This window comes from Paenibacillus intestini, from assembly GCF_030803945.1.
In the GTDB taxonomy this organism is placed as follows: domain Bacteria; phylum Bacillota; class Bacilli; order Paenibacillales; family Paenibacillaceae; genus Paenibacillus; species Paenibacillus polysaccharolyticus.
In genome coordinates, this window is record NZ_JAURUN010000001.1 from 1,127,711 (window position 1) to 1,153,439 (window position 25,729).

General features: G+C 46.2%; 13 protein-coding genes and 1 riboswitch. Of the genes, 2 read left to right on the plus strand and 11 right to left on the minus strand.

All coding sequences use genetic code 11. From position 1 onward, the window contains the following. Window positions 1-58 precede the first annotated feature (58 nt). The 11 genes from J2T16_RS04800 to J2T16_RS04850 form a co-directional block, all read right to left on the minus strand. The gene (locus tag J2T16_RS04800; RefSeq protein WP_499017858.1) at window positions 59-3,382 is read right to left on the minus strand and encodes a DUF5107 domain-containing protein; all 3,324 of its coding nucleotides are present in this window, start codon (window positions 3,380-3,382) and stop codon (window positions 59-61) included. Between the two features lie 236 nt (window positions 3,383-3,618). Next, window positions 3,619-4,329, minus strand: coding sequence for a trehalose operon repressor (gene treR, locus J2T16_RS04805; RefSeq protein WP_154889417.1), 711 nt, complete (start codon window positions 4,327-4,329; stop codon window positions 3,619-3,621). 57 nt (window positions 4,330-4,386) lie between these two features. Further along, the gene (locus J2T16_RS04810; protein WP_499017859.1) at window positions 4,387-11,892 is read right to left on the minus strand and encodes a fibronectin type III domain-containing protein; all 7,506 of its coding nucleotides are present in this window, start codon (window positions 11,890-11,892) and stop codon (window positions 4,387-4,389) included. A gap of 176 nt (window positions 11,893-12,068) precedes the next feature. Next, the gene (locus tag J2T16_RS04815; RefSeq protein WP_154958717.1) at window positions 12,069-13,091 is read right to left on the minus strand and encodes an SDR family oxidoreductase; all 1,023 of its coding nucleotides are present in this window, start codon (window positions 13,089-13,091) and stop codon (window positions 12,069-12,071) included. 147 nt (window positions 13,092-13,238) lie between these two features. Further along, window positions 13,239-13,664, minus strand: a complete 426-nt coding sequence (locus tag J2T16_RS04820; protein ID WP_154984154.1) for a cupredoxin domain-containing protein — start codon at window positions 13,662-13,664, stop codon at window positions 13,239-13,241. A gap of 102 nt (window positions 13,665-13,766) precedes the next feature. Further along, window positions 13,767-14,732 carry an EamA family transporter gene (locus J2T16_RS04825; RefSeq protein ID WP_499017861.1) on the minus strand — a complete coding sequence of 322 codons (966 nt, stop codon included), beginning with the start codon at window positions 14,730-14,732 and terminating at the stop codon, window positions 13,767-13,769. A gap of 105 nt (window positions 14,733-14,837) precedes the next feature. Further along, window positions 14,838-14,948: riboswitch (purine riboswitch) on the minus strand. Window positions 14,949-15,083: 135 nt separating this feature from the next. Continuing rightward, the gene (locus J2T16_RS04830) at window positions 15,084-17,291 is read right to left on the minus strand and encodes a DEAD/DEAH box helicase (protein ID WP_154984156.1); all 2,208 of its coding nucleotides are present in this window, start codon (window positions 17,289-17,291) and stop codon (window positions 15,084-15,086) included. Then, on the minus strand, window positions 17,288-18,679 hold the full coding sequence (locus J2T16_RS04835; RefSeq protein ID WP_499017862.1) for an ATP-binding protein: 1,392 nt from the start codon (window positions 18,677-18,679) through the stop codon (window positions 17,288-17,290). The genes J2T16_RS04830 and J2T16_RS04835 overlap by 4 nt, the downstream gene beginning before the upstream one ends. Before the next feature lie 5 nt (window positions 18,680-18,684). Further along, entirely contained in the window at window positions 18,685-20,265 is a 1,581-nt protein-coding gene (locus J2T16_RS04840) for a TerB N-terminal domain-containing protein (RefSeq protein WP_499017863.1), read from the minus strand. Between the two features lie 217 nt (window positions 20,266-20,482). Continuing rightward, complete coding sequence (locus tag J2T16_RS04845) at window positions 20,483-23,023, minus strand: diguanylate cyclase domain-containing protein (protein ID WP_499017864.1); 2,541 nt, start codon at window positions 23,021-23,023, stop codon at window positions 20,483-20,485. Between the two features lie 87 nt (window positions 23,024-23,110). Then, on the minus strand, window positions 23,111-23,707 hold the full coding sequence (locus J2T16_RS04850; RefSeq protein ID WP_499017865.1) for a biliverdin-producing heme oxygenase: 597 nt from the start codon (window positions 23,705-23,707) through the stop codon (window positions 23,111-23,113). Between the two features lie 381 nt (window positions 23,708-24,088). Between J2T16_RS04850 and J2T16_RS04855 the strand changes: the two genes are divergently transcribed. Both J2T16_RS04855 and J2T16_RS04860 read left to right on the plus strand, forming a co-directional pair. Continuing rightward, a complete protein-coding gene (locus tag J2T16_RS04855) occupies window positions 24,089-24,913 on the plus strand; it encodes a Nif3-like dinuclear metal center hexameric protein (RefSeq protein ID WP_260510859.1) in 825 nt (274 codons plus the stop codon). Window positions 24,914-25,270: 357 nt separating this feature from the next. Next, window positions 25,271-25,696: a DMT family transporter gene (locus J2T16_RS04860; RefSeq protein WP_090924008.1), complete on the plus strand. Its 426-nt coding sequence runs from the start codon at window positions 25,271-25,273 to the stop codon at window positions 25,694-25,696. The last annotated feature ends 33 nt before the right edge of the window (window positions 25,697-25,729 follow it).

Genomic DNA, 25,729 nt, shown 5'->3' on the forward strand with positions numbered 1-25,729 from the left:
GGGAGATCAACTCTTTCTTCAATAGAATAGGCAGGATGTCACGATGTGAAAATCCAATTTAAATCCCTTTTGCCAAAAGTAAAAATGCCTGCTGATGATTTGCATTGTTTTCCAGCACTCGTTGCAATTCCTGTGAAGCTTCCTGTTTCTTACCCAGACCGAGGAGGCCTAAAGCCCGCATATAATGGCAGTGCTCTTTGTTTCGCTGATCCAGATCATCATCGAATACAAGGAAGTCTGGCAAAGATACGGCAAAATAATCGATCTGAATGGAGTCATGCATATGCCGTTCGGCGTAATCAATCAGTTTGTTAAAACGTCTGTTTGTTTCCTTGATATCGCCCAGTTTCTTCCAGGCAAGTCCCTGATAAAATATAGATTCTGGTGGCTGGTCGTTATAAAACATCGCACTTGCTGGTTCATGCAAACCTGTGCAAGCTCTGCGGAAGCTCTCTTCAGCGGCAGCAGTCTGCTGCATCTGTTCATATGCACAGCCCAGAACATAATAAAGTGCATTGTCTGCACTGCCTTCAAGCTTGCCTTCCCCCAGATTTTCAGGATACTTCTGAGCTCGAAGCAACAATTCTATAGCTTCTTCTGGATGCTTTTCCGTGAGTTTTTGCTTAGCAAGTTCCGTCAGAGCCGTCACATACTGACCCGTAACTTTACCTTCTCCGCCCTCCCATGGATGAAATGTTCTTGTTTGCAGTGCATTGTAAGCCTCCTGATGATGACTTAACATATTCAACAACGTAACCCACTCGATGTATAAGTCATCCCGTTGATGTACCAGCTCCATCTGAGCCTCAAACCGCTGCAATCGTTCTGCTGGAGGGCATCCAAGCTTCTTCTGTAATTGATCCAACTCGTAGAATACACGGGCATCCTGCGGCTCCAGCCGAAATGCTTCCTCCAGCGAGATCAACGCTTTATCAGGCTGATTCATCTTGTTGTAATAAGCCAGACCTAGATTTCGGTGTACCGTAGGGAAGGCCGGGTTTATTTTACAAGACATCTCCCAGTGGTTTATCGCATCCTCGTAACGTTTGTGGTCGTAGAGCCAGTTACCCATATAATAATGTGCATGTGCATCCTCTGGGTCCGCTTCAAGCGCATCTTGAAGAATCATGCATTCGAACGGTGTATTCGGAAAACAATACTCCGTCTCTGCGGCACTCGCCTGTGCCTGACATTGAGATGCCTGATCCAGTTGATCCAACTGCCGATACAGATATGCCTGAGCATAACCAAGCATCGGGTATGGTCTAGTCAAATCGGATTCAATTGTGGAAAGTACACTTCGTGCTTCCTCCCACATGCCACTCTCTGCATAATCTGCAGCCAAGTGCAAGTAATTGTGAACATCCCCGCTCATCATCCGCAAGAAATACTCCTTCGCCTGCTCCGCAGACAATAACATCAGTTCATATGCCGTGCCATATTCCATCGGGTCTATATCCAGTGTTTCACGAGCAAACGAAATGGCTTGTGAGTTACACCCCCTTTTTCGAAGCAATGATGTCTTCAAGTGACGTGCTTTGAGATTTCTACTGTTTCGAATTAGCGCACATTCAATGTGTTCGAGTGCCTGTGCATACTGATCCTGAGCTACATCAATCTGGGCGAGAGTAAAATATCCGATATCCTGAAACTGTGCCGACCAAACGGATTTATATATTGCATCATAGGCTTCTTTCATCTTTCCTTGAAGCTTCAAACTCAAACCAAGCTGGTAATAAGCCTCACTATCATACGGATTGGTGTTTTTCCATGTGAGGGACTGAACGGCCTGTCTAAAATGAGTCTCTGCCTCCTGAAATAGGCATCTTCGTAAGAGTAAAGTCCCATATGCAACATTCAAGCGGATGTCAGTACGATCACGTTTCAGTCCTTCTAGATAATATAATTCCGGTTCATAGGTTGCATGTCGATACTGCTCCAGATGAAGACCTGCGAGATAGAGCTGTTCGTTGGTCTGGATCTCTGAGGGGAGCGGTAGCGGCTTCGCAGGATCAGGCACTTCCTGAATGCGCGTCTGTTCTGGCTGATACGCCACAAGTACTCTTCCCTCTTTTGTACATACACTCAGTTTTAATTGATGCCATTCTTCCTCTTCATTCCATGGGAATGTACCTGTATAAGATTGTGTTGGCGAGATATCGCATATGTCTTCAAAATAATTCCCTGCAGCACCCTTTACTTTAATAGAGACTTTCTCATAATTAGCTGTCGCGTAAACCAGAATCTTGGCCGTTCCCGTCTGCTTATCCAGCGCCAGATTAACCGCTGCGTCAATCGTTGCATTTTTTACTACACCGACATCTTTGTAAGGCATGAAATATTGAGTAAAAGACTTGCTTTCATATGGCTGTAGCCAACTAAAATCAGGCTGATTATCCGTAAAAATGCCTGTCATCAGTTCAATATACGGCCCATCTTCATCCGTCAATTGCCTGTCCCATGCTTTGCCGAAATCCCCATTACCCCAGGTCCATTGTTTCTTGCCTGGAGAGATATGATGATTGGCAACATGTAACAGCCCTGCCTGTAAACGATGATCATATCCACCTACAAAGTTATATTCGGACTTGTATGCCATGTAGGAAGTAGGCACCGGAATATTCTTGTACCGCGAAATATCCACCCCCTCCGAATAATCCATCTTATAATACGTTCCTGTAGCAATGGGAAATCGGGAAACATCACGTTTACCATGATCCAGTACGGCGTTTACATCTGGTGGAAACACAGATTGCGTATCATCGTTCACAGCGACCGCTGGATTAGCCCACCATAGAAACGTCTGGGGTTCACTTGTCCGATTGTATACTTGGGAATGAATCTCCAGGTAAGCTCTCCCGGGATACAAAGTAAAACCCGTCGTCACCTTGGTACCGTACATCCGATCGATCTCACTTACCCATACAGTAGCGCTTCCGTCCTTATTGCTACTATACGTACAATCTACCTTGCCAAATGTGTTTGGCCTATGGTGCTGTGGCCAGTTGAATTCAATGCCTCCTGATATCCAAGGCCCTGCAAGACCAACCAAAGCAGGTTTGATCACTCGGTTGTAATAGACGAAATCATACTGGTTTGTCAGATCCTGCGCACGATAGATGCGGCCACCGAGTTCTGGCATGATCTCAATGCGGACATATTCGTTTTCAAGAATAATCAATCGATACGATTGCAGTTTCGCCTCATTCTCGATTCGATCAATGACGGGATAAGGATATACCTTGCCCGAACTGCCCTGATAGATTCGTTTTTCAAGAAACATTGGATTTTTATCGGGTTTACCTGTGCTATAGGTTGGAATGTCTCTATTCTCTTCCCAGATCCGAACGGACGTCTCTGCACTAACCTGCTTCAATTCCAAATTCGCTCACTCCTTGCTTCGAGATAGGATGATCATACGCTTAGATAAGCAAGACTGACATTGACATTTAACGGTTATTGATGGACGATCTTCGGATCATGACTGGAATGCCGCAAGCCAAAAAGAGTACCCGATCACCTCTGATTACAGTGACCTGATACTCTTTTCTTGTCGACATTAGGTTATGCGTTCAATTACTGAATTCGCATTACATATATTCTACCTTTCTACCCCGTTTACTTGCGTCTGGCAAAGTCCACAAATGTGAACTTGTCCGGTCGATGCCGTGATTCCGTATACTGGAACTGGCTAGTATCTTCTAGATACACCTGACTTCTCACGACAACAACATTGTGAAAACCGTCAAGATCAAGTAACTCGCGATCCTCAGCCGTAGGCTCCTCCACCAAAATTTCTTTCTTGGCATAAGAAATCGATAGCCCAAGCTTCTGTTCAATATACTCATAGATGGAGTCATTACAGATTTCCTGGTTCAGCCCCGGAATTAAGCGCTGACTGATGTAGTCTTTGTCCAGAATGACATGTTCTCCATCCACAATGCGAACACGATTGATCTGCCACACTTGTTCATTCAGACCAAAGCTGGTCTTTTGGCTGAGCGTCTGATCAATCCCTTGTTCCTCAAACAGCTTCACAACCGTTTGTGCGCGGTGTCCCATCTTTTGTGCGAGCTCCTTAAAGCTAACGAGACCTGACACGGGAAAATCAATTTTACGGATATCCAGTACAATGGAACCCTTACCTTGAATCTTCTGAATATAACCTTCTTCATATAGCATTTTCAGTGCTTTACGTATCGTTTCTCTGGATGTTTGATATCGTTCTGATAAATCCAGTTCTGATTGAAGCAGTGTGCCCGCTTCAATGTCTCCGTTCCGAATACGTCCAGCGATATCTTCGTATATTCGGATAAATTTATTATTCATTTTTCATCACCATAATTCATTACCTTTTTTGAAACCAATCATAACATTAAAACCAATTCAAAGGGAATCTGCGTCGCTGGCAATAACCTGCATCAGTTTATTCAAACGGAATATTAACGCGGCCGCTTCAGCTCTACTCAACGCTTGTAATGGGCGGAAACTGCCGTCCTCGTATCCGTTAATCATATAAATACCTGCTAACTCCGCGACCTCCTCCTTAGCCCAGTTGGAGACATCGACCTGGTCAGTGAATGTCTTATGTGAGGTGATCGGCTCGCTTCTAATCTGATGAACCACATTGGCTATAATTTTGGAGGCTTGCTCGCGAGTCACCAGAGCATGTGGAGCAAATTTTCCATTCCCCATACCTTGTACAACATCACGCTCGGCTGCTGTGTTGATCTCAGGTGCAAACCAATCCGTGTCATTCACATCCTGAAAAACATGTGATGGTTTCAACGAGATATCCAGCCTCATTAAACGCACAATAAGTGCTGTAAACTCTGCTCGAGTAATGGGGCGACGCGGTTCGTAACGCGTTGAGCTTACCCCCTGTATAATATTGTGCTCAGCAAGCCAAGTAATCTGGTCTTTATTAAAGGTTTGGTCAATATCCAAAAAAGCAACTCGCTGACTTGTTATTCCTCCAGACTGAGTATTCGTTGTATCCTTATTTTGTTCCTCATCCTTGTTCTTGGAATTTTCATCCTGATCTTTTGAATTAGTTGTATTGGTGTTATTTCCTGCACTTCCACCGTTCGATGAAACTACTGGAACCGAAATGGTTACTGCTGCTGCGCTTTTCTTCTCACTTGCCTCACCAGCCGTATTTTCTGTCCACGCTGAAATCTCATAATGACGTTCTGCATCTAAGCCTTTCCAGACATATTCTCGCTCTTGACCGCGATAAATCTCCTGATCCTTATAAGCAATTACAACAATCTCATTTTGGGTTTCCAATCTCCACGTAAGCAGGATATGATCAGGCCCTTTTGCGGTGGTTGTAATCGATTCAAGCAACGAGGGTAACGTTTCAAATTCCCGCACCTTCATGCCTTCACCTTCACCGGCCTCATTATAAGGAATAATACTAAAATCATCATATTTTGCAGCACTATTCAATCCGGAGATTTGAAGTGACGTTTCAGCTGTTGTTCCGACTACTTCTTTATTTTGATAAATCCGATAACCCTCTGCACCGGGTACAAGTTCCCAAACGAGCGTCGCACCAGATACGGAACGGTCCTGCACAATTGGCGGTACATTTAACTTACCAGGTAAAGTCACAGCTTGCAGCATAAATCCGTCATCACTTGTGCCCGAAGCGTTGATCGCTCGAATAACATAGTTGTATCGTGTTCCGCGCTCAAGATCCGTATCTTCATACCTTGTCTCCTTAGCGCTAATACGGGCAATCTCCAGACCATTCCTTTCAATTGAAAACTGCTCGGCACCAGCCGCACGTGTTTCTTCCAATAGAAGATGTACTTGATCCTTGGTGGCTTTATATGCAACTTTTATCGGGGAACCCGGCTTGGTTAAGAAGGAATAGCTTCTTTTGTCCGATGCAGTCTGCTCACCATTTTCCGTGTATACCTCAAGCTGATATTGTTTGCCCGCGTCCAGTCCATCAACTACATATTCTTGATTCCGTCCCCGATATCGCTCCACACCATCCAATACAATCACAAACGTTTCGTTAGGATAGGAAAAGTCCCACTCCAGTTTGATATGATCAGATTCTGGAAAGACTCTCATATCGAGCGAATCAATGCGAGGCAATGTATAAAAAGGGGCAACCACAATTGCGGCGCCTTCTCCTGCCGAGTTGATCGGAATGACTTTAATTTTGTCGTACACGTCCGCACTACTCAAATTCGTTAACCTGAACTCAGTCGTGTTCGCGTCATCTAATCTAGTAACTTCCTCATTATTAATGCGAACAATGTAGCCTTCTGCCCCCTGTATCTTAGGCCAGACCAGTACTGCATCTTCTTCCCCAATCTCTTGTGCACTCAACACTTCATCCACCGTTGCTGGCAAGGTTCTCACATCAAGGTTAAATCCGGTTTCACTCTCACCCGATGTATTAAATGTATGAATGGAATAAGTATAGTGCTCTCCAGGGACGAGCCCACTGTCTTCAAACTGCTTCTGATCTGTCTGATTTGCAGAAATTCTGGCAATCTCGACACCATCCCGCCGAATGATAAATTGCTCCACACCTCGAACAAAAATTTCTGATAAATCCAGCTTGACTGACCGATCTGTGAACTGCTCTACACTGGCAGTCTGCGGCGCTAAAGGCTTCGTTAACGTTTCAATCTGAACAGGTTTGGAGCGCTGTCCCTGCTCATTTACAGCCACAATTTCTAATCGATACAACGTGCCGTCCTCCATACTCACGAGATGTGCATGAGGATCAGATACACTTGTGACCTCACCTGTGGCCTGGTTTCGAATTTCATAGGCAACAGCCCCAGTGACCGCTTCCCAGCTTATGTCTTGTGAATAGGTTCCTGAAATCACTTCAATCGTGTCTGTTGTGAGCGGTAGCGTTTGTGTCATCGTTCTGATCGTCAACGGTGCACCGGTACCGCTTGCATTCACTGCACGGATAACGTAAGTGTACATTGTGCCCGGTTTCAAATGTTCTTCTACAAACTGAGTTTCGCTTGCTTCCATACGAGCCACTTCTCGCCCATTACGTTCAATGATATATTGATCAGCTCCACGTACACCCGTATGAGTAAAATCGAGTGAAAGCCCATTCTCGGTTACGTCACGTACATCCACCTTCTCCGGTTTAATAGGCAATGTCAGAAACGATACTTCTGCTGCTTCAGAACGGGAGGACTGCCTGTTGACCGCGAATAGCCTATAATGATGCCATCGCCCAGCTTCAAGCCCTGTAATTACGGCATCTGTATCCATGCCTCTGTATACTTCTTTATCCTCTTGCAATATGACATATTCAGAAGCTCCCGGAACGGCAGACCATGACAAGCGGGTGACATGTACATCTGGTTGCATCGTAATGTTCGTTGGACGACGTGGTTTGGACAATCGCACAAGCTCTGCTTGTGCACCAGCACCCGCTGCGTTTACCGCTTGCACCTGCAACGTGTATTCTTGGCCGGGTAACAATCCCTCCGCCCTATATTCGAGATCGGACGTTCTGCCTGTCTCTGCACCATTAATCATAACGATATACATCTCCGCTGTAGGAACAGCTTGCCAGCGAATACCGATCTGCGTTTCTTCCGTTAAGCTGACCTGTAATCCTTCCGGCCTCCTTGGCAGCGTCAGAACAGTGCTCGTTACGCCCTCACTATACCCCGCAGCATTCCCTGCTTGCACTTCATACGTATACAGATTGCTACCTGACAGGTTCTTAACAGTCAGCTCTGTACCCGACATCTCGTATGTTTGCCCATCAATGGTCACGCGGTATTTGTCTGCTCCAGCCACAGCTTCCCAACTCAACGTCGCTCCCTGTTCCGTAGCCCTTACAACGTGAAGTCCTATTGGACTTTTGGGAATAGTTAGTCCCGTTATTGAACTACTCATTCCATGCCCAGCTCTGTTTACCGCCCGAACTTGCAGTTGGTACGCCGATCCCGGATTCAGATTCGTCAGTGTCCATGCATTCTTGTCAGCTGTAATCTCGCCCACTTTCTCTCCATTACTCCATACCTCATAAGCTTCTGCTCCACGAACGGTTTCCCAGTTCAGATGCAAACTTGAGTGCGAGGCATCCGTGACGTGTAAACCCGTCACCTGCGCAGGCAACGTTCTTAGCAATGGTAAACTCGCATAAGGACCTGAGCCTGTTTCATTTTCTGCAACAACGGTATAACTGTAATCTGTTCCACTTTCAAGTCCAGCATCTTTGTAGGAGAGTCCCCCTCCCTCGTAGATCATATCCCCGTTACGTGCAAGTGCATAATACGTAGCCGATGTTACGGTCTCCCACGTCATGGAGATATCATGCTCACGAATCTGCACTGCAGCGAACTCACCCGGAGCGGCAGGTAGACTCATAAATGCGGCTACACAACTTGCACCAGCACCACTCGCATTCATAGGCGTAACAGATATCGTATGAACCATTCCGGGAGCAAGATTGCTAATGTAAGGAAGACTTTCCGGATCAGAGATGGTTTCTTCAAAAACGATTCTTCCGTTAGAATCCGTAGCCGTCACCCGATATGCTGTGGCTCCTTGTACGTGATCAAAGTCTACTTTAGCCAGACTTGGCTCTGCGTCCACTTTTTGTATGCGCACCTCAGTTGGAGATGGCGGTAAAGTTAAAACACTCACAATCGCCGGCTCACTTACACCCGTATGATTTCTTGCTCTCACTTCATACTCATAAACTCGCCCTCCGCTCAATGTGTCATTAACTAGACTATTGTTCGGATATTGCAGTGTCCAGGATTGCCCGGTCGTTCTATTTTTGATTTCATATTGGTAACCTGAAGTGTAAGTTTCACCTGAAGGTAAATCAGCTGTTAATGTTACCGATGTTTCACCAACCGCACTCCACTGGACTTGAGTTGGTTGATTAGGCTTCCGTTGAATTCGATAAGGAGAAGATGTCACCTGAACGGTATTGCCTGCTCTGTCAGCGGCCTTGGCGTGGAGATACCAAGTACCTTCAGACGATATGGATATGCTCTGCTGATCGGATTCAGCCTCCAGCCAGTCTCCTTGAGCTTCTGCCTGAGCTGTGATCTGATAGAAACGTTGTGTTCCATCTATGCCAGAATGGCTGTCTGCGAATTGTACGGTAGCCGTTATATTTTCATCTGTCCAAGCCGCTCCCTCAGGAGTAAAGCTAATATTCGGTAGAGTTTTATCCACATACACCGTCCTGCTGACTTCTCTGCTCACATTACCGACTGCATCTTTGGCCCGAGCATAGATTACAGTTGCTCCATCGGTATTGACCGTACCTTTATTTCCGGTCGTATATGGCTCATTTTCCAATCGATATTCATATGTAATTTCTCGATCATCCACACTTCCAGCGATCGTAAACTGTACAGCTTCTTTACTCCAGCCGGTTTGGCTCAACGAGATCTCCGGTTCTGTCGGAGCCGTCTTGTCGATCCGAGCCGTGGCTTGCGCCAACATACTTACATTGCCTACGCGGTCAAATGTACGAGCATAAACTACGGTTTCACCTTCATCTTTAATCGTGACCTCACCTAAATAATCTAACCAAGGCCCATGCTCTGTTAACTGATACTGCGTTTTGCTTGTCCCGCTTCCTTCATCTGTACCACTTGTAATGACAAAAGATACATCCTCTCTCGTCCAGTCGGCTTCACTTAATTGGATCACAGGTTGTTCAGGTGCTGTTTTGTCAATTCGGGCAACGGTTGACGTCACTGCACTTACGTTCGACGCCCGATCTAAACTACGTGCGTAAATTTCGGTTACGCCCTCATCTTTCAGAATGAACGGTGTTTTGTAATCGATCCATTGCGCACTCTCACCAACTTTATATTGTGTTAAGGCGATACCACTTGCATCATCCGTACCTTCCGTCAAGGTAACGACAACCGATTCCTTCGTCCATTCCGCTGGATTCAAGGAAATCAACGGCGGGGTTGGAGCCGTCCGGTCAACTCGTGCAGTCACACGGCTTTCCTGACCCAAGTTCCCGAATGCATCCACGCTCCGTACTTTGATTGTTGTACTTCCCTCATCGTTCATCGTGAATGGCCCGGTATATTCTCTCCATTCACCAGTGAGGCCAATCTTCACTTCCGTCTTCTGTGTTCCACTCCATTGATCCGTCCCCGCTTCAACCGTGACAAGAACCTCTTCTTTTGTCCACGTTGAAGGGGTGAGGGTAATGGAAGGAGCAGAAGGTCCGGTTGTATCTTTCATAATCTGCCCTGCCAAGACAAAGGCTGTCTGAATACCTTCAGCATTCAAAGCTGCTACATGCAGTTCATAACGTCCATCCTCCAGTCCTGTTAAGGCTGTAGTCATCGAGGTAGAAGTTGTCGTTGATGATTGAAGCACTTGTCCATTCACATTGCGGATTTCCGTTTTGTATCTGGTACCGACAGGATTACCGTTTGTGGTCCAGCTGGCTGTTACGTTATTTCCGATTTGTGAAGCAGCAACATCCGCAGGTGGATTCGCAAGTGTGTATTTGGAGGATGTAGCTGAATAGCCCGTATAAGCACCGCTTGAATTTTTCGCGCGTACGGCAAACGAATAACTTGTATTGGGTGTTAGACCCGTCAGCTGTCTCGTGTTGGATGTGCCTGTATCGTAGGTCTGATTCGTTGTCATATTTTTCAGTTCATACGTTACAGAAGCATCATTTACTCTTTTATCCCAGTTCACCGTCAGATTATTATTATTCACCAGGGTATACGTCGGAGTTCCGGGTACGACAAAACTTCTGACCAAGAAGTTAACTGTTCCCGCGGAGGATACTCCGCCCTTATCGTCCATAACCCATACTTGCAAGTAATGAGATCCGTCCGGCAATGTATCAGGCAAGGTATAGCTGGTGTTAAAAGCCTGGTTCGAACCTGTTGCCGTTATTTGCGTCAGAACATTCTCAGGCCCGCCATCAATGGACCACTTGACCGTTAACAGATCGCCTACGTCGTTATCCCGTGTTGTACCTGAAATCTGCAACTGTTCCCCTTTGTAATACGTTTGACCTGATGCAGGTGCTGTTAATGTAAAAGAAGGCGGAACGTTTTGTGGCCCAATGCCTACAATGGTTGAAAATTTCCGTGATCCCTGATTAGCCGTTGATCTCGCATCCCACCAGAACTGAGCTGCAGTATCACTCGCATTCACGATCTGTCCAGGTGTATAGGCTGATGGAGCTGAGCCCCCTGTCAACTGGGCACTATCCGGGCTTTGATATTGTCCCATGAATACACGATCAGCATTAACGACGTTGTACGTGTTGGCATAAAAAGCCGTCACCTGTACGCCTCCGCTATAATTGCGCCACCCGTTCTGAATGACTTCAAAAGGAGAAGCATCGTTGCCGTTCACCATCGTATCCCAATAAAAAGTCCCCCCAAGATTCAGCGCTGAGCCGCTTCGATTTATCGCTTCCAGTTCCACCTTCATATATCCGCCTTGAGATGTCGCATTTACGATGGAGACTCGCAAAATATACTCTACATTGTCTTTTTGTCTGGACATCTCGATGACATTGTTGTTAATTCGATAATAATTCAGCGGCAATGATTTGAAATTGATTGCTGTGCCATGATGGTCAATAATCGTCGATACATTACCGGTGTCACCTCCGTAAAAAACGTTCGTACTTGGTAGTAATACGATTCGGTATTTTCCATCACTGTTCATCTCCACTTTCACTTTGGAGGATTGTACCGCCTTTAATGAGGATGTATCGGATACCACCCCAATATTCTCTACCGTTGCTGCCATTGCCGTGCCCGCTTGGCTCCATTCAGGTATTAATGACTGAGGCGACAATAATGCAAACGCTAGCATCACTTTAGACATTTGCTCCGCTTGCTTTTTCAACCGTTTTCTTGAGTTTTTCAATACCTTGCTCTCCTTTTTATGCACACAAAAAAAAGGAGGCACCCCAACCAAGGAACAATGTCCTGAGTTGGGGTGCCTCCCCTAAAGTGTTATTTTTTATTGATTATAACGATTCGGAAATCGAATGTAAATACCTGGAATGGGGACGTATATAAAAAGTTATTCTCTATCTAGTTTTACTTTCCATCTCTGATTTTCAGCAACGCCTCGTCCAATGTGCTAACAACAAGGTCACACCATTGATCAAACTCAGGGTCCTCCATCTGTAATTCCGGGTGCTCCAGAATATGCTCAATCGTGCTGCGAATGCCCTGGTCAGCCCTTGTTGTAGCTACAAATTCAGGAACCAGTCGTTTCAGTTTGCTGTTGTCAAAAACAACCGTGTTGGCCTTATCTCCAAGCAAACCACCCCTGAAATCCAAATTACTGCTAGCCGCCAAAAAATCCGATGGCACATGAACTGCATGTAACTTGACCCCGAGCACATCAGCAATGATTTCATGAATCTGGTTCCATGTGACAGACTCATCCGAAGTGATATGTACAGCCTCTCCGATGGCGTGGATATTGCCCATTAAGCCGATAAAGCCTTTGGCAAAATCGGTGTTGTGTGTAATCGTCCATAACGAAGTGCCGTCACCGTGAATGATCACTGGTTTATTTTCAAGCATACGCTTCAGAACCTGCCAGCTTCCCTTCTCGCCATGTACACCAAGCGGTACGGACTTATCCCCGTAAGTATGGCTTGGACGAACTATGGTCACGGGAAAACCTTCATCCCGATATAATTTCATCAGGTAGTCTTCACACGCAATTTTATTTCGGGAGTATTCCCAGAATGGATTGGATAATGGCGTTCCTTCGGTAATTCTGTAATCCGACAGCGGCGTTTGATAGGCCGATGCGGAGCTTATAAAGATGAACTGCTTGGTCTTGCCTTGAAACAAACGATAATCTCTCTCCAGCTGAGCGGGTACAAAAGCAATAAAGTCCGCAACGACATCAAATTGTAAATCGGCAATCAGATCGGCTACCCGCTTTTCGTCATTAATGTCGGCTTGAAGAACCTTGACTCCCGCAGGCAAATTGTCATTATGATTCCCGCGATTCATCAAATACAATTCACAGCCTTGCTTGGCAAGCATGTCGGTAATCGCTGTACTTATAGTGCCTGTTCCTCCGATAAATAGCGCTTTCATTGCAACACCTCCAGATCGATTATGTTCCCCGTTCATGATATCATGCAGGTGAAAAAGGAGCAAAGTCCGGTTGCCCAAACTCTGCTCCTCTGTATGAGTTGAACTAATGATATCTGGCGTACATTCCCTATCCGTTACGCTGACTCTTTAAATAACCTTAATCGTACCATAGATCATGTACATCCCGCAGTGAAGCTCGTATTCCCCTGGAGCGACGTTCTGATCAACCGTGTAGTAGTTATCTCCCTTTTGCATATAAAGATCCATGCCTAACTTCTCTGCAGCGACAGATTTGACGTGTGTCACGCTTCGGGTCAGGATAAAATTAATTTTCGTAGGCACTCCAGATTTCACCTCAATGACATTCGGCTCAAATCCATCGTTGCTCACGTTCACATTAATGACCTCATATCCTTTCAAATCCTCCGGTGTCTCGATCTTTGCTGTTACTGAACCGCCTGATCCCGGGGATACGTCCTTACCCATGAAATATACAAAAAATCCACCGAGCAGAGCAACTACAGCCACGCCCAGAGTTAAGAACGGCCACGCTTTTTTAAACCAGCTATTCATATACACACTCCTTATTCCGTTGTCCCATCTTCATTCGTAAGTGGATGGATGTACTCTACAAGCATACCCCATTATGCACTTAATGAAAATGACCCCTCTGGGCTATCCGGAATATACAGGTGTGCTCCGACTTCGCCGTGCCCTCATTTTATACAATTCTGGCAGAGCCACACCAATCAGTACGATAACGACACCGAACCATTGTAGAGCGCTAACATGCTCATGTAGTACGATGGAGGATAATAAGACGGCAACCGGAAGTTCGACCGCACCCAGAATCCCCGCCATATCTCCACCAATATGAGGTACGCCGATGGCGAACAGCACTGGCGGGATAAAAGCTCCAAAGAATCCAAGTAACAATCCAAACACAAGCAGTTGACTCCAGATTAGACCGTTAAAGAGGAACGTCGGCGGGAATAAAATGCAAAGCAAAATCAATCCGCCTGTAACCATCCAAGCACTCCGAAATGCCGGGTGTGCAGAAGGAACTGCTTTACCGCTGAATAGTACAAACAAGGAGTAGCTAACTGCTGCCATTAATCCGAGCGCAATCCCGATCCCACTTACATTACTAATGCCCTGTTCCAGAAAACCTGCTGCCAGCAAGGTTCCCCCAAACAGAATAAAGAGGGTCAGGAACGTGATTTTGTCTGGACGCTGACGTTTGCTAATCGCCTGAATCAGCACACTGATCCATGTAAATTGGAAGAGCAGGATGATTGCAAGCGATGCCGGAATATAACGTAATGATTGATAATACACGAGTCCGGTAATTACCGTTGGCGTTCCAGCCGCCATCAGCATCAAACGCTGTTTCCAAGTTAAACGTATGAAGACGTTTGAAGGACTAGCCGATGTAACCTTTACTTGGCCACCAGCCAGTGCTTTGCGTTTAGCTCTAAAACGCGTGTATAAAGCCAGCATCCACGACAAGATGAAACCGGTAATCAGCTGTGTTCCCACAACCTCACCAAGTTGATATCCCTGGCCATACGCCAGTACAACAATGGTGGACAGAATACCATAACTCATCGCGCCTGCAAGGACTGACAAATAATATTTCATGTGTAATTAACCTCCCGATGATTCAATAATGCGCCCCGTGTCCGGGTTCATGTAAGGTCACAACCACGTATTAAATGCAAAAAATCCTAACTCCGAGCAAGGAATGTGTTGATTCCTTTGCTTCGTAGTTAGGAAGTATAGGCTTCCCGTAGAGACCCTCGCCCTGTGTACACTTTCGGCCTGCGAGGTTATACGAAATGAAGTATGCAATTTAAATATCGCTCATGTGTGACGACTTTTCATATATTACATGGGAGGTCAAGTGGTGTCAACCCATTTCTTTTCAATTTTAAACGTTAAAAAATGAAAGCTTAACATGGCCACTCTCATTTGTTCACTCCAATGTCTCCTCTAGCTGTCCCACTCCAGCGTCTTTTGCAATCCTGATTTCAATCCTTCGAGATCCAGACCATCTACTGCAAAAGCTTCACGAATCAAGGGAGGTGCAATAAACTCATCATATTTGCCAAGATACGGTGCTTCATCCTCAGCAAGCAGATCAGATGCATCCTGGGCCGTTCGACACTCACTCATCATCTCGGCTAACAAGGTTCGTTCGTCCACTTTGCCTGATACTACAAAATAGTATGGTTCCATTGGCACAACGGAACGCAAAGCGAGCCTTTCAGACAAATTATGTTTCATCAAACGCTCCAGCGTGCGAAACGATTTGCTACCCACCCAAGGCAACACATACATGGAATCCCCGCCTGCCGGAATGACAACCTGTTTGAGCAATCCGCTCTCGCGAGCCAAGCGACGTGCACGCTCCAAGCGGTTCACCGCTTGTGGAGACAGATACGGGTAGATCACGGATTCGGACAGCACCTCGCGCATTTTTTGTACAACCGCCGTATGAATATCTCCTCCTGCACCAAGCCACAGTGTATCGACTTTGCCTTTCGCGGACTTCACGTACACGGCCTTATGCTTGTGATCCACTTCTTCTACCTTCCACAGCTTGCCTGCCAGAGAGAAACAATAACCGGGCGGCGGCACGGTCGTGATTGACCCGATCTCTTCCGAGCCGCTCAGCACTTTATGCTCTTCATCGTCCTTGAACACGGCATAGAAGCGGTAGTTGTTTACAATCTTTTCACCCGTGAGTCCGATAATCAGCGTCTGTTCTTCCGTCCATTGCAGATGATCCGTCGCGATCAGGTAATTCAGGAACGTTTGATATTGATCCGGTGTAATCTCTGAAAAAGGCGCCAAGGAGAGGATTGCGGCTGCAAGCTCTCTTGGTTCAGCCTCCCCCATACTTTTCAACATGCTCATCGTCTGGTGATAAAGAACCCCAATAGGCATTTTCCGAGCTTCAAGTGGCTCTACCCATTTGGTTTTAACGTACAGCTCAATCACCGCTATTGCACGCATTAATGTCCATGGCATACGGGCCGGCAGCTGTGCTTCCTCGTCTTCTTCCTCCGGGCATACAAAAAGCATCTCCGATGCCATATCATCACGCCTACCCGAGCGACCCAGCCGCTGAACGAAACTCGAAGCACTATAAGGTGCCCCAAGCTGAACGACACGCTCCAATTCTCCCAGATCAATGCCAAGTTCCAGCGTAACCGTCGCAGCAGCGACAGCCGGACCCGGACCTGTCCGCAAAGCCGCTTCGGTTTCTTCTCTCAGCATGGCCGATATACTTCCATGATGCACATGGAACACATCCCGTTCTTCTCTACGTGCTGCAACACGGCGCATCTCCAGAATCGTGACTTCCGCATCCGTGCGGCTGTTGGTGAAAATCAGAGCCTTTTTGCGATGTGTGCTCTCATAAATGAAGTCGTAATAGGCTTTACGCGCATGATGAAGCTGCTCAGCCTGCTCTTCGTTCTGTGCATCCGGAAATGAAAAATGCTCCACCCTGAGCCGCAGCTTACGTCCGCCCGGGGAGGATACGACATCGACTCCTTGCCGTGTTCCTGCTGCAAGCCAAGCTGTCGCTGCTTCATAATCGCTAAGTGTAGCGGATAATCCAACTCTTCTAGGAGCACAGCCAGCCATGCGTTCAATTCGAGCCAGCTGGCTTAACACCTGAATGCCCCGATCCGCTCCCATAAACGCATGCACTTCATCGATAATGATATAGCGCAGATCATGAAAAAGCGCAGGAATCGCATTCGGTCGATTCATCAACAGCCCTTCCAGCGATTCGGGCGTAATCTGCAGCACACCTGACGGATTTTTCATCAGCTTGGTTTTCTCAGCCTGCGGCACATCCCCATGCCAGTGCCAGACAGGAATATTGCCTTCCGTGAGCAAGTCTTTGAGTCGTTCGAACTGGTCGTTAATCAATGCTTTTAAAGGGCCAATATACAGAATACCCACCGACTTGGAAGGCTGATCATAAAGCTCAGTCAACGCTGGAAAAAAAGCGGCCTCCGTCTTGCCGGAAGCCGTCCCCGCCGCAATCAGCATGTGGTGCGGAGTGTGAAAACAAATGTTACACGCTTCAATCTGCGCAGGACGTAGCGATTCCCATCTTTTTTTATAAATAAATTCCTGCACAAACGGAGCCAGTCTATAAAATGGATTTGGGTTCTCACTCATAGTTCGAACTCCGCAAGAAAATCATCAAGCTCATCGGATTCCTTTTGGGAACCCTTGGCTCCACGAGCCAAACCATCGGAAAGAGCCGCACGCTCACCAAGTAACTGCTCGTAAGTCACATCAGGATTCTGATGTAGCGTATGCAACACATCCATAAAGTCACGCACCACTTCTCGTGTTGTCAAAAGTTCATCCGCACCCAAACGATTCACAGCCATTTGCATAAAACCTACTAATTGTTCATCGCTCAAGCTAGCGGTATATGCAAAATGAAGGGCATGAATCTGGCGTAGCTTTTGTAGCAAAATCAAAATTTCTTCATGCGACAACATCGCGAGTTTGATAATGGGGCCCGTATAATTCGCATACGCACTTGCGGCATAACGACCGTCAATAAGTCTGGATCGAAGCGCTTCATAGCTGTACAAACCACGGCGTTCATCCTCCACAAATTGAGGGGTTCCCCCCACAAAAATGCCCAGATGCTCGGCTTTCCCCTGCATCGTATCATTAAACATCGTTAGTAACTTCTCGTAGTTGCTTTGACGCGAAACGCTGTTTGTAATTTTATACAGATTCACAGCTTCGTCGATAAAGAGTAACAGCCCTTTGTAACCGATACGTGCCGTAAATTCAGACCATAATTTGAAATAATCATACCAGTTATCATCATCGATAATGACACCCACGGAAAGCTCTTTCTTCGCCTCCGTTTTGGTCGCGAATTCACCCCGAAGCCAGCGGAGTGCAGACTGTTTCAGGTCATCATCAGCAAGTTTGTAACCGTTCCAGTAAGAGGCCAGCACTTTGGCAAAATCAAAACCGTGAACCAAGTTCTGCATTTCACCCGTCACGAGGTAAATCTGTTTTTCTACCTCCAGCGGTAACGCAGGATCATCTGGACGTATATTCAACTGGGTCATCGCTGTTTGCTGCAAGCCTGCAATCCATTTTTGCAAAATAGGCTCCAAAGCCCCACCATCCGGGCGTGTTCGTGTAGACAAGCGTGTCATCAGCTCACGATAAGTTGCCAGACCTTGCCCTTTTGTGCCGACAAGTCTACGCTCTGGAGAAAGATCCGCATCCGCAACCACAAACTCACGATCCATCGCATAATTTCGAATCATTTGCAAAAGAAAGCTTTTACCGCTACCATAACGGCCAGTAATCAGTTTAAATGCTGCACCGCCTTCAGCAATGTTATCCAAGTCTCGCAAGATCGCTTCCACTTCCGGCTTTCGCCCTACAGCAATTTGCTCCAGTCCAATCCGTGGCACGACGCCTGCCGTTAATGAATTCACAAGTGCGGTGGTCAAACGTTTTGGAATCTTAAGCTGGTTTGGTTGATGTTCTGTCTTTTGATGTTCATTCACTGTATGCTCAGTCATGTCAATCACCTCTTCACATGTTCAAATACATCAATATAATCAGCAACGATTCGGTCACCATCCACCAGCAGATCTCCGATGGTTTCCATAGCGATATCGTTCATTTCATCTAGCAAAAGAGCTGGCATCGTTCCCGTTTCTTCGGCAAGCCGCATCAAATCACCATCCGGATGTTCACCAAGCAAAGCATGGATGGCTCTTACATGCCGGGCATCCAACCTCTCGGCAAATTCCCGCCACTCCTCTGGTACATGGGCTTCCGCAGCTTCGTCCCATATAAGCACTTCATTCCAACGATCCGAACTCATGGATGGCTGACTCCCGTTGTCTAGGATCGATAGTGAACCACTTTGCTGTTCTTGGAAAAGCGGCTCATCCATTCCGTGTCTTTCATTCTCGTCTGCGTTTTCTTCAAGGTCAGATTTAGCATTATCCGATTCGGAATTTGCGCTATCTTCAATGCTCAACGCCTTACGCACATATTCGCTATCCTTCTGCAAAGAAGCCAGTTTGGCCGTATCAATCTGAATGACTGGCGCAGTTACAGCCTCAGCTTGTTCCATGGCAAACGCTCTTTCCAGATAACGCTCAATCACACTGGCAAGCTCAGGCTCCAGCGTTTTACCTCGCAGACGGCCCCGGAAGCCTAACAGTTCACGCAGCTTATTTTCCGTACAGCGGTAAATCCCGATTAACCTCTCCACAAATTCACGTTCCAATATGAGAGGAACATGAGTGAACGTAACAAATCTGCCGTAAATGGACTCGTCATATACCGCTTTATGAAACAGCGTGCGTTTAACCGTCTGCTCGGCTTTCGATTCAAGCTCAGGCAACAGCCCTCTTTGTTGCGTTCGCTGCAAATACGAATCCATCATAGCCATCACTTTGGGCACATATCGTTCCATTAATTCTTTGCCGCCATCCCGGTAAAAGGCATTTAGCGTAACATCATAGTCAAAATACCATTTCAGCATATCCAGCGTTACCTCAGCGACATTATCCTGTAACACCCGTTCTAATTCCTTGTCCATCAATGATGCTGGCAAATAACCACCCGAGAGCATCATCACATCATGAAGCAATGTATGAAGATCGTGAACCAGAACGTAATCGACCATCCACTCCTGCATATAAACATGAAGCTGAGGAAGCCGCTCTCGGTAATTCAACCATAATTGTTTTAATTGGTGATAACCATCCTCTGGATGTAACCAGCCGATCCCGTTAATCAACTCGTAAACATGAACAAACAGATACGACAGGTCGACATCCAGGTATCTTTCCTGGCGTACCTGCGTTCTCCAGTACAAATACCATTTCAGCTGTGCGTCATTCATCACCCCATACGTCGGCCAGTAACTCATAAATGGAACAGGTGAAGTTTCTTCTCCCGTAACTTCTGCAAGGCGTCTAGCTTCCTCCACAAATCGCTTCTCCGAAGACAATACAGCTCCCTGCGACTTGTGTGGTTGACGAGTCTGGTTCTCTATAGATGAACGATCAGGTATACGAATCGAGGTTGTCTCTGTATCTTCACTTAGATCAATCTCCATGAATTCCAGCTGTTCCGAATGATCTCTCATGGAATTGAATCCACCTCTTTCAGGGCAAAATACGAACACGTGTATCCATACGCAACATTATAACACTTGTCCAGCTTCTATGGGCGGCAAAATCATACTTTCTTTTCACACAAAAAAGAAGGCATCACTGCCCTCTTCTCTATTTTGTATTTCCTATCTATTTTACAGGTAATTGAATCTCTTTTTTTGATACACAGTGCGGACTTATCCGTTCAACTCAAACCACTCGCGTACGATTTTTGCCTTCTTCCTTGGCTTGAGACAGGGCTTGAGTAGCCAGCTCGATCAAATCACTTGCGACAGTATTCTCATCAGGAAGCAGAACCGCCCCGCCAACGCTGACTGTAACCACACCACTCTGACCCGTGAGCTCTCGCTGGATATGCAGAGCAAGCACATGTTGCCTGATCTCCTCAGCCAGTTCCATTAAATGCGCTGACGTTGTGTCTTTTATTTTCAACATAAACGTACCTCCGCGCTGGCGGGAAATGAGAGCATTATGCTGCTCACTAACCACCGTCAGCACCTCTCCAATCCACTGTAAACACAGGTCGCCACCTTGCAGGCCATACGCAGTATTATAAGAACGGAAATCGTCAATATCAATGATCAGCAGCCCCAGACTACAGTTATCCTGCAAGCAATCCTTCCAATCCCCTTCGAGTTGTTGCTTGAACACCGTTTGAACAGGCATATCGGTTAACGGATCGGTGGTCAGGTAATTGCGTAATTGGTTTGTTGTATCGCTGTAATCATCCTGCCCCTGTTGTGATGTTCTGCTGCGAAGCAACAACATGACGGAAGGTTTGCCTGCATGAACAACGGAGGCCATTGTAATCTCAAAGAGCGAAGACATGCCAGAAGCTGTTGTAAAATACAACTGATTGTTCATCAAACTTGTGATGTCGAGCTGCAATTTTTCAAAGTCTTGCCGTATTATGTCCCGTGTATTATCAGGCAAAAAATCGTTAAAACTCTTCCCGATCAGACTGGCTGTATTTTCATATCCAAACAGTTCGGCCGCCATCCTATTACAGTAAATAATCCGCCCTTCGGTAAGTGTGAAAAAGGCAACAGGCGAGAAGTCCATCAATTGCAAATAACGTTGCTCGTTTCGCTTCAAAATACGGGCATTCTGAAAAGCGTGCTCCTCCGCTTGAGCCAGCTGATTTTCCGTCTGACGACGCACAATAGACTTTAGCAAAGGTAATATGCTCAGTTCTCTCGTTGTCCATGGATAGGAGGTCGATTGCACAACCTCCCTCCATTTTTCAAACGATTTCCGCGGAGACAAACGTACACCATCATCCGTCTTCAGCACGGCTTTCGCCGGATCACCAGCCCATTCGACCACCTGAACTACCTCGGGACGGAACCATAACATATAGTTGTGGTGACCCGGTGAGATGGCAACATAAATAACCCCGGAGGCTACATCTTGATATCGCTTGGCTGTCTCGTATTCCAGACTCAGCTTCGACGTGTGATAGCTGTGATCCTCTGCCTGTCCAGCCAGCCATCCGGCCAATTCACGAATCTGTCCATTTGTCGGAGTCTCACCGAATAACAGCAACTTGTCCTGGTAACAAATTGCCGCACCGGATGCATTCATTAACCTAAGAATGGTTTCCTGCTCTCCTTGCAGCTCTTCCACCACTCGCGCCGGGCTTGTATTGCCGATGAAAATGTTAACGATCCGCGTAGCAGCCTCACGGGAGTTGATCTCTGCCTGGTAATCATCCAGCTGTTGACGCTGGAACAATTCATTAGAGAAAAAGGCTCCCAGGAAGTTACACAGATTACGAACACGATGCGGGACGTATCTTGCAGAATAATGATGACACGTAATGAGTCCCCAGAGTTGATTATCATGGATGAGCGAAATGGTCACGGTAGCTCCCACGCCCATATTTTGCAAATATTCAATATGAAGCGGAGATACACTCCGCAACACAGACAGACTTAAATTCAAAGGTTTGCCTGTAAGGGGCTGCAACGTTGGTACGATTTCAACAGGCGTATAATCCACGTTGACAATGGTACGTAGCCAGTTACGAAGATACAGTTCCCTTGCTTGCTTGGGAATGTCCGAGGCCGGATAGTGATGCCCTAGAAATGGTTCGAGTTCCGGTTCGCGCGCTTCCGCAATCACTTTGCCGTTCCATTGCTCGTCAAATTCATAGATCATGACTCTGTCATATCCAAGCATTTCTTTGACTTGTTCAGCCGCAATCTGGCTCGCATCCACGCGGCTGTCCGTGCTTTTGATTCTTCCGAAGAAACGGGATATCCATTCAAAATCGTTCGATTCGATGTTTTCTTTTTCATAATAAGGCTCGATTTCAAGAATTAACAGACCTTCGCTCTCATGCAGGACCGTTGAAAAAACTTTCTCTTCCCCTGCCACTTCTATAATCAGATCCATATAATGCAAGTCTGACGTTACAGCTGCGTTCGAGCGGTTGTTCAGGAGCTTGTTTACATCTTCTTCAGCGATCAAGTCGCTTAGAGGCATACCTAAAATATCTGAGTAATCTATGCCCAGATGATCCTGTGTATTTTGGCTACACTGCACAATGGTTGCTGTCCCTTTGGGATCGATAGCCAGAAGCACGCCATGTGGCTGGATAAAGCCAGGAATATGAATAGGCTCCTTATCGCAGTTATTCAGGTCGATCGGATCATTGGTATATGTCCCTTGCGGGAGTAAGGTGCGGTTAAGCAGACTCATTTCTTGCCTCGACCTAGGTTCAGCCATGAACTTGAATATCCCCTCTCAGCATGTGTTGTTTCATTGTTACAGAACTTACGTCGGGTAGCTAATCGGGTGTTTTTGGCGTAATTCTTACGTATTAATCCACTGATCCAGTAGCCTGAATGTCTCCGAAGCCGTATACAAAACGCTGTCTTCATCCTCGGATGTCTGAATCGATTGTTGTAACAATTCCACAAACTCGCTCCATCTCGTGCGTGTCTGTGTGCCGTATGCGTTGAAATATTGCAGTCCACGATCTGCTTCTATAGGCAAAAATTGTGACAAACGTTTGGTCATGATCTGACCCCCGTTCGTTGAGCCCTCAATGACATAGAGATATCCGAACAGTCGTGCAGGTGTAGAAATGTCGGGTAAATCCTTGTGGCTACATTGTGGAATCTGCTTGATCTGCTCCTCGCTTAAGCCAAGATCCCTCAGATCTTGTTCTAATAAACCAGCCTTGCCTCGTACATCGATATCCAATCCTGTTTCCGCCCAAAAAGACTGCGCTATCGCTTGATCCTCCAAAGGTTTTAGGAAACCGTAGAATTTCTCCAAATACACTCTATATTGTTCAATCGTTATGATCGAATCCATAATTGCTTTCGCATAGGGGTTCTGTTCTACTTGTCTATGATAATGTGCTGTCTCACTCTTCAGGCGTTCCATAATACTAACTGCCGTCATGTCGTTATCCCCTTTCGTATCGTGATGTGAATCCAGGCTATGATTAGCGTAAAAATCTATTGCGAATATAGTAAATTTTACCTGATTCAAAAAAGACTCTATGTAAGTATACGGTTTCTCGTATCAGAAAACTACATGAATTCAAGAGGCTTGTGAGCTGGTTGTAAACTTACGTTGTTAGGTTAACTGCGGAATTGATGGATGTGCTGTAAGCCTGGGTTAAACATAGGGTAGACACGGACCTGAGCATGCCTAGAGCACCGTAGAGTCTATCTGAAAATCGTTCATTTTCAGGGTAATGAAGTATCGTATGTATAGCTGGTTTTTACCTATGAAGATGATACACTAACACTATATCCTTATTTTGGAGGAATGAAGCTAATGGAAATTAAAGATATGACAGGACCTAAGGAACTCACGGTTCAAGAGATTATACTGCACCTCACAGAGGGGATAACACTTCCGGAAAATACAGTGGATCAGCTGATCACGGGTTCACCGAATCAGTTTGTGACTGGCATTGTAGTTGCTTTTATGCCTACACAACAGGTCATTGAACAGGCTATTCAGGTCGGAGCTAATCTGATTATTGCCCATGAATCCCCATTTTATAATCATCACAGTGCGACCGACTGGCTTGTGAACAATTCCGTTTATACGGATAAAAGAACATTGATCGACCAAGCAGGCATTGCTCTTTTTCGTTGCCATGATATAATCCACCGTTTCGAGCCAGATGGCATTACAGATGGACTCATTCAGGAGCTTGGCTGGATTACATATCTGAGCGGGCGAACGGCAGAGTCGGATATAGTTACATTTCCAGAAGGAATGACCGTTCAGGAAATTGCTCAACATTTAAAGCAACGTCTGGGTATTGACTATGTCCGCATTGCGGGCAATTCTGAAATCGTTTGCAGACGCGCTGCCGTTCTGGTTGGATTTCGTGGAAATGGACCCGTCACGATACCTCTTCTTCAGAATGAACAGGTGGATCTGATTATCGCAGGGGAAGGATTTGAATGGGAAACGCCTGAATATGTTCGTGATGCTGTACAGCAAGGTAAATCCAAAGCACTCATCATGGTTGGACATGCCGAAAGTGAGGCCCCGGGAATGAAGCTTTTGGCGGACAGACTGAAGGAGTCTTTTCCAGAGACCAAAATTACTTTTGTGAAGGAACAGCCTGTATTTAAGGTGTTTTAACGTTAGGCTAGGTTGGAGAACATATTGAACTACAGCTGACATACCTTTTTACGTAACTTGTCTCATTTATAAACCTGACGATCCTCAGTGAAGCTATCTCCTCCATTTTTCCACATATCCAGCGTTTTGACCTCGTTTGGTGGAATAGCGTTCCTGGGATCGTTAATCCACTTCTTTCTTCCTCCCCTTCCTACCTTCCATAGCTACTTCTTCCCTTGCTTTCTGGAATATTCTGAAGCTCTAGTGTACGCTAGAAGCTGTAAATTTCAGACTCAGGACATTTGTCCTTGGCTGTTTGGAGATATTTATCATTTAATAGAAGTCGAAGTCATGCATTGAAGGAGTGTACGGAGAAAGATGAGAGGGATTATTTTTGCCTTGCTGGGCGGAGCCTGCATTACGCTACAAGGGGTTGCTAACACCAGAATCAGCACAGATATAGGCACATGGCAGGCCGCCTCGATCACCCAGTTAACGGGATTTATACTCGCGGCGATCATCCTGATGTTTGTGCGGGACACCAATCTTCAGGGAATTAAACAGGTTAAACCGATGTATCTTGCCGGAGGCGCATTTGGGGCAGTTATTATTTTCAGTGAAGTCTCTGCGATTCAGCAAATTGGCGTCACTTTTACGATCTCGGCATTGTTGATTGCCCAATTGTTTCTAACTTTTTTGATCGACAGCAATGGATGGTTTGGCGTGCTTAAACAAAAAATGAAACTGCCGCAATTCCTAGGCATTGCTCTAATGATCGCCGGTGTCATCATTATGAAGCTGTAGTTTCATTACAATTAACGCAGAGGTGAGAACCGC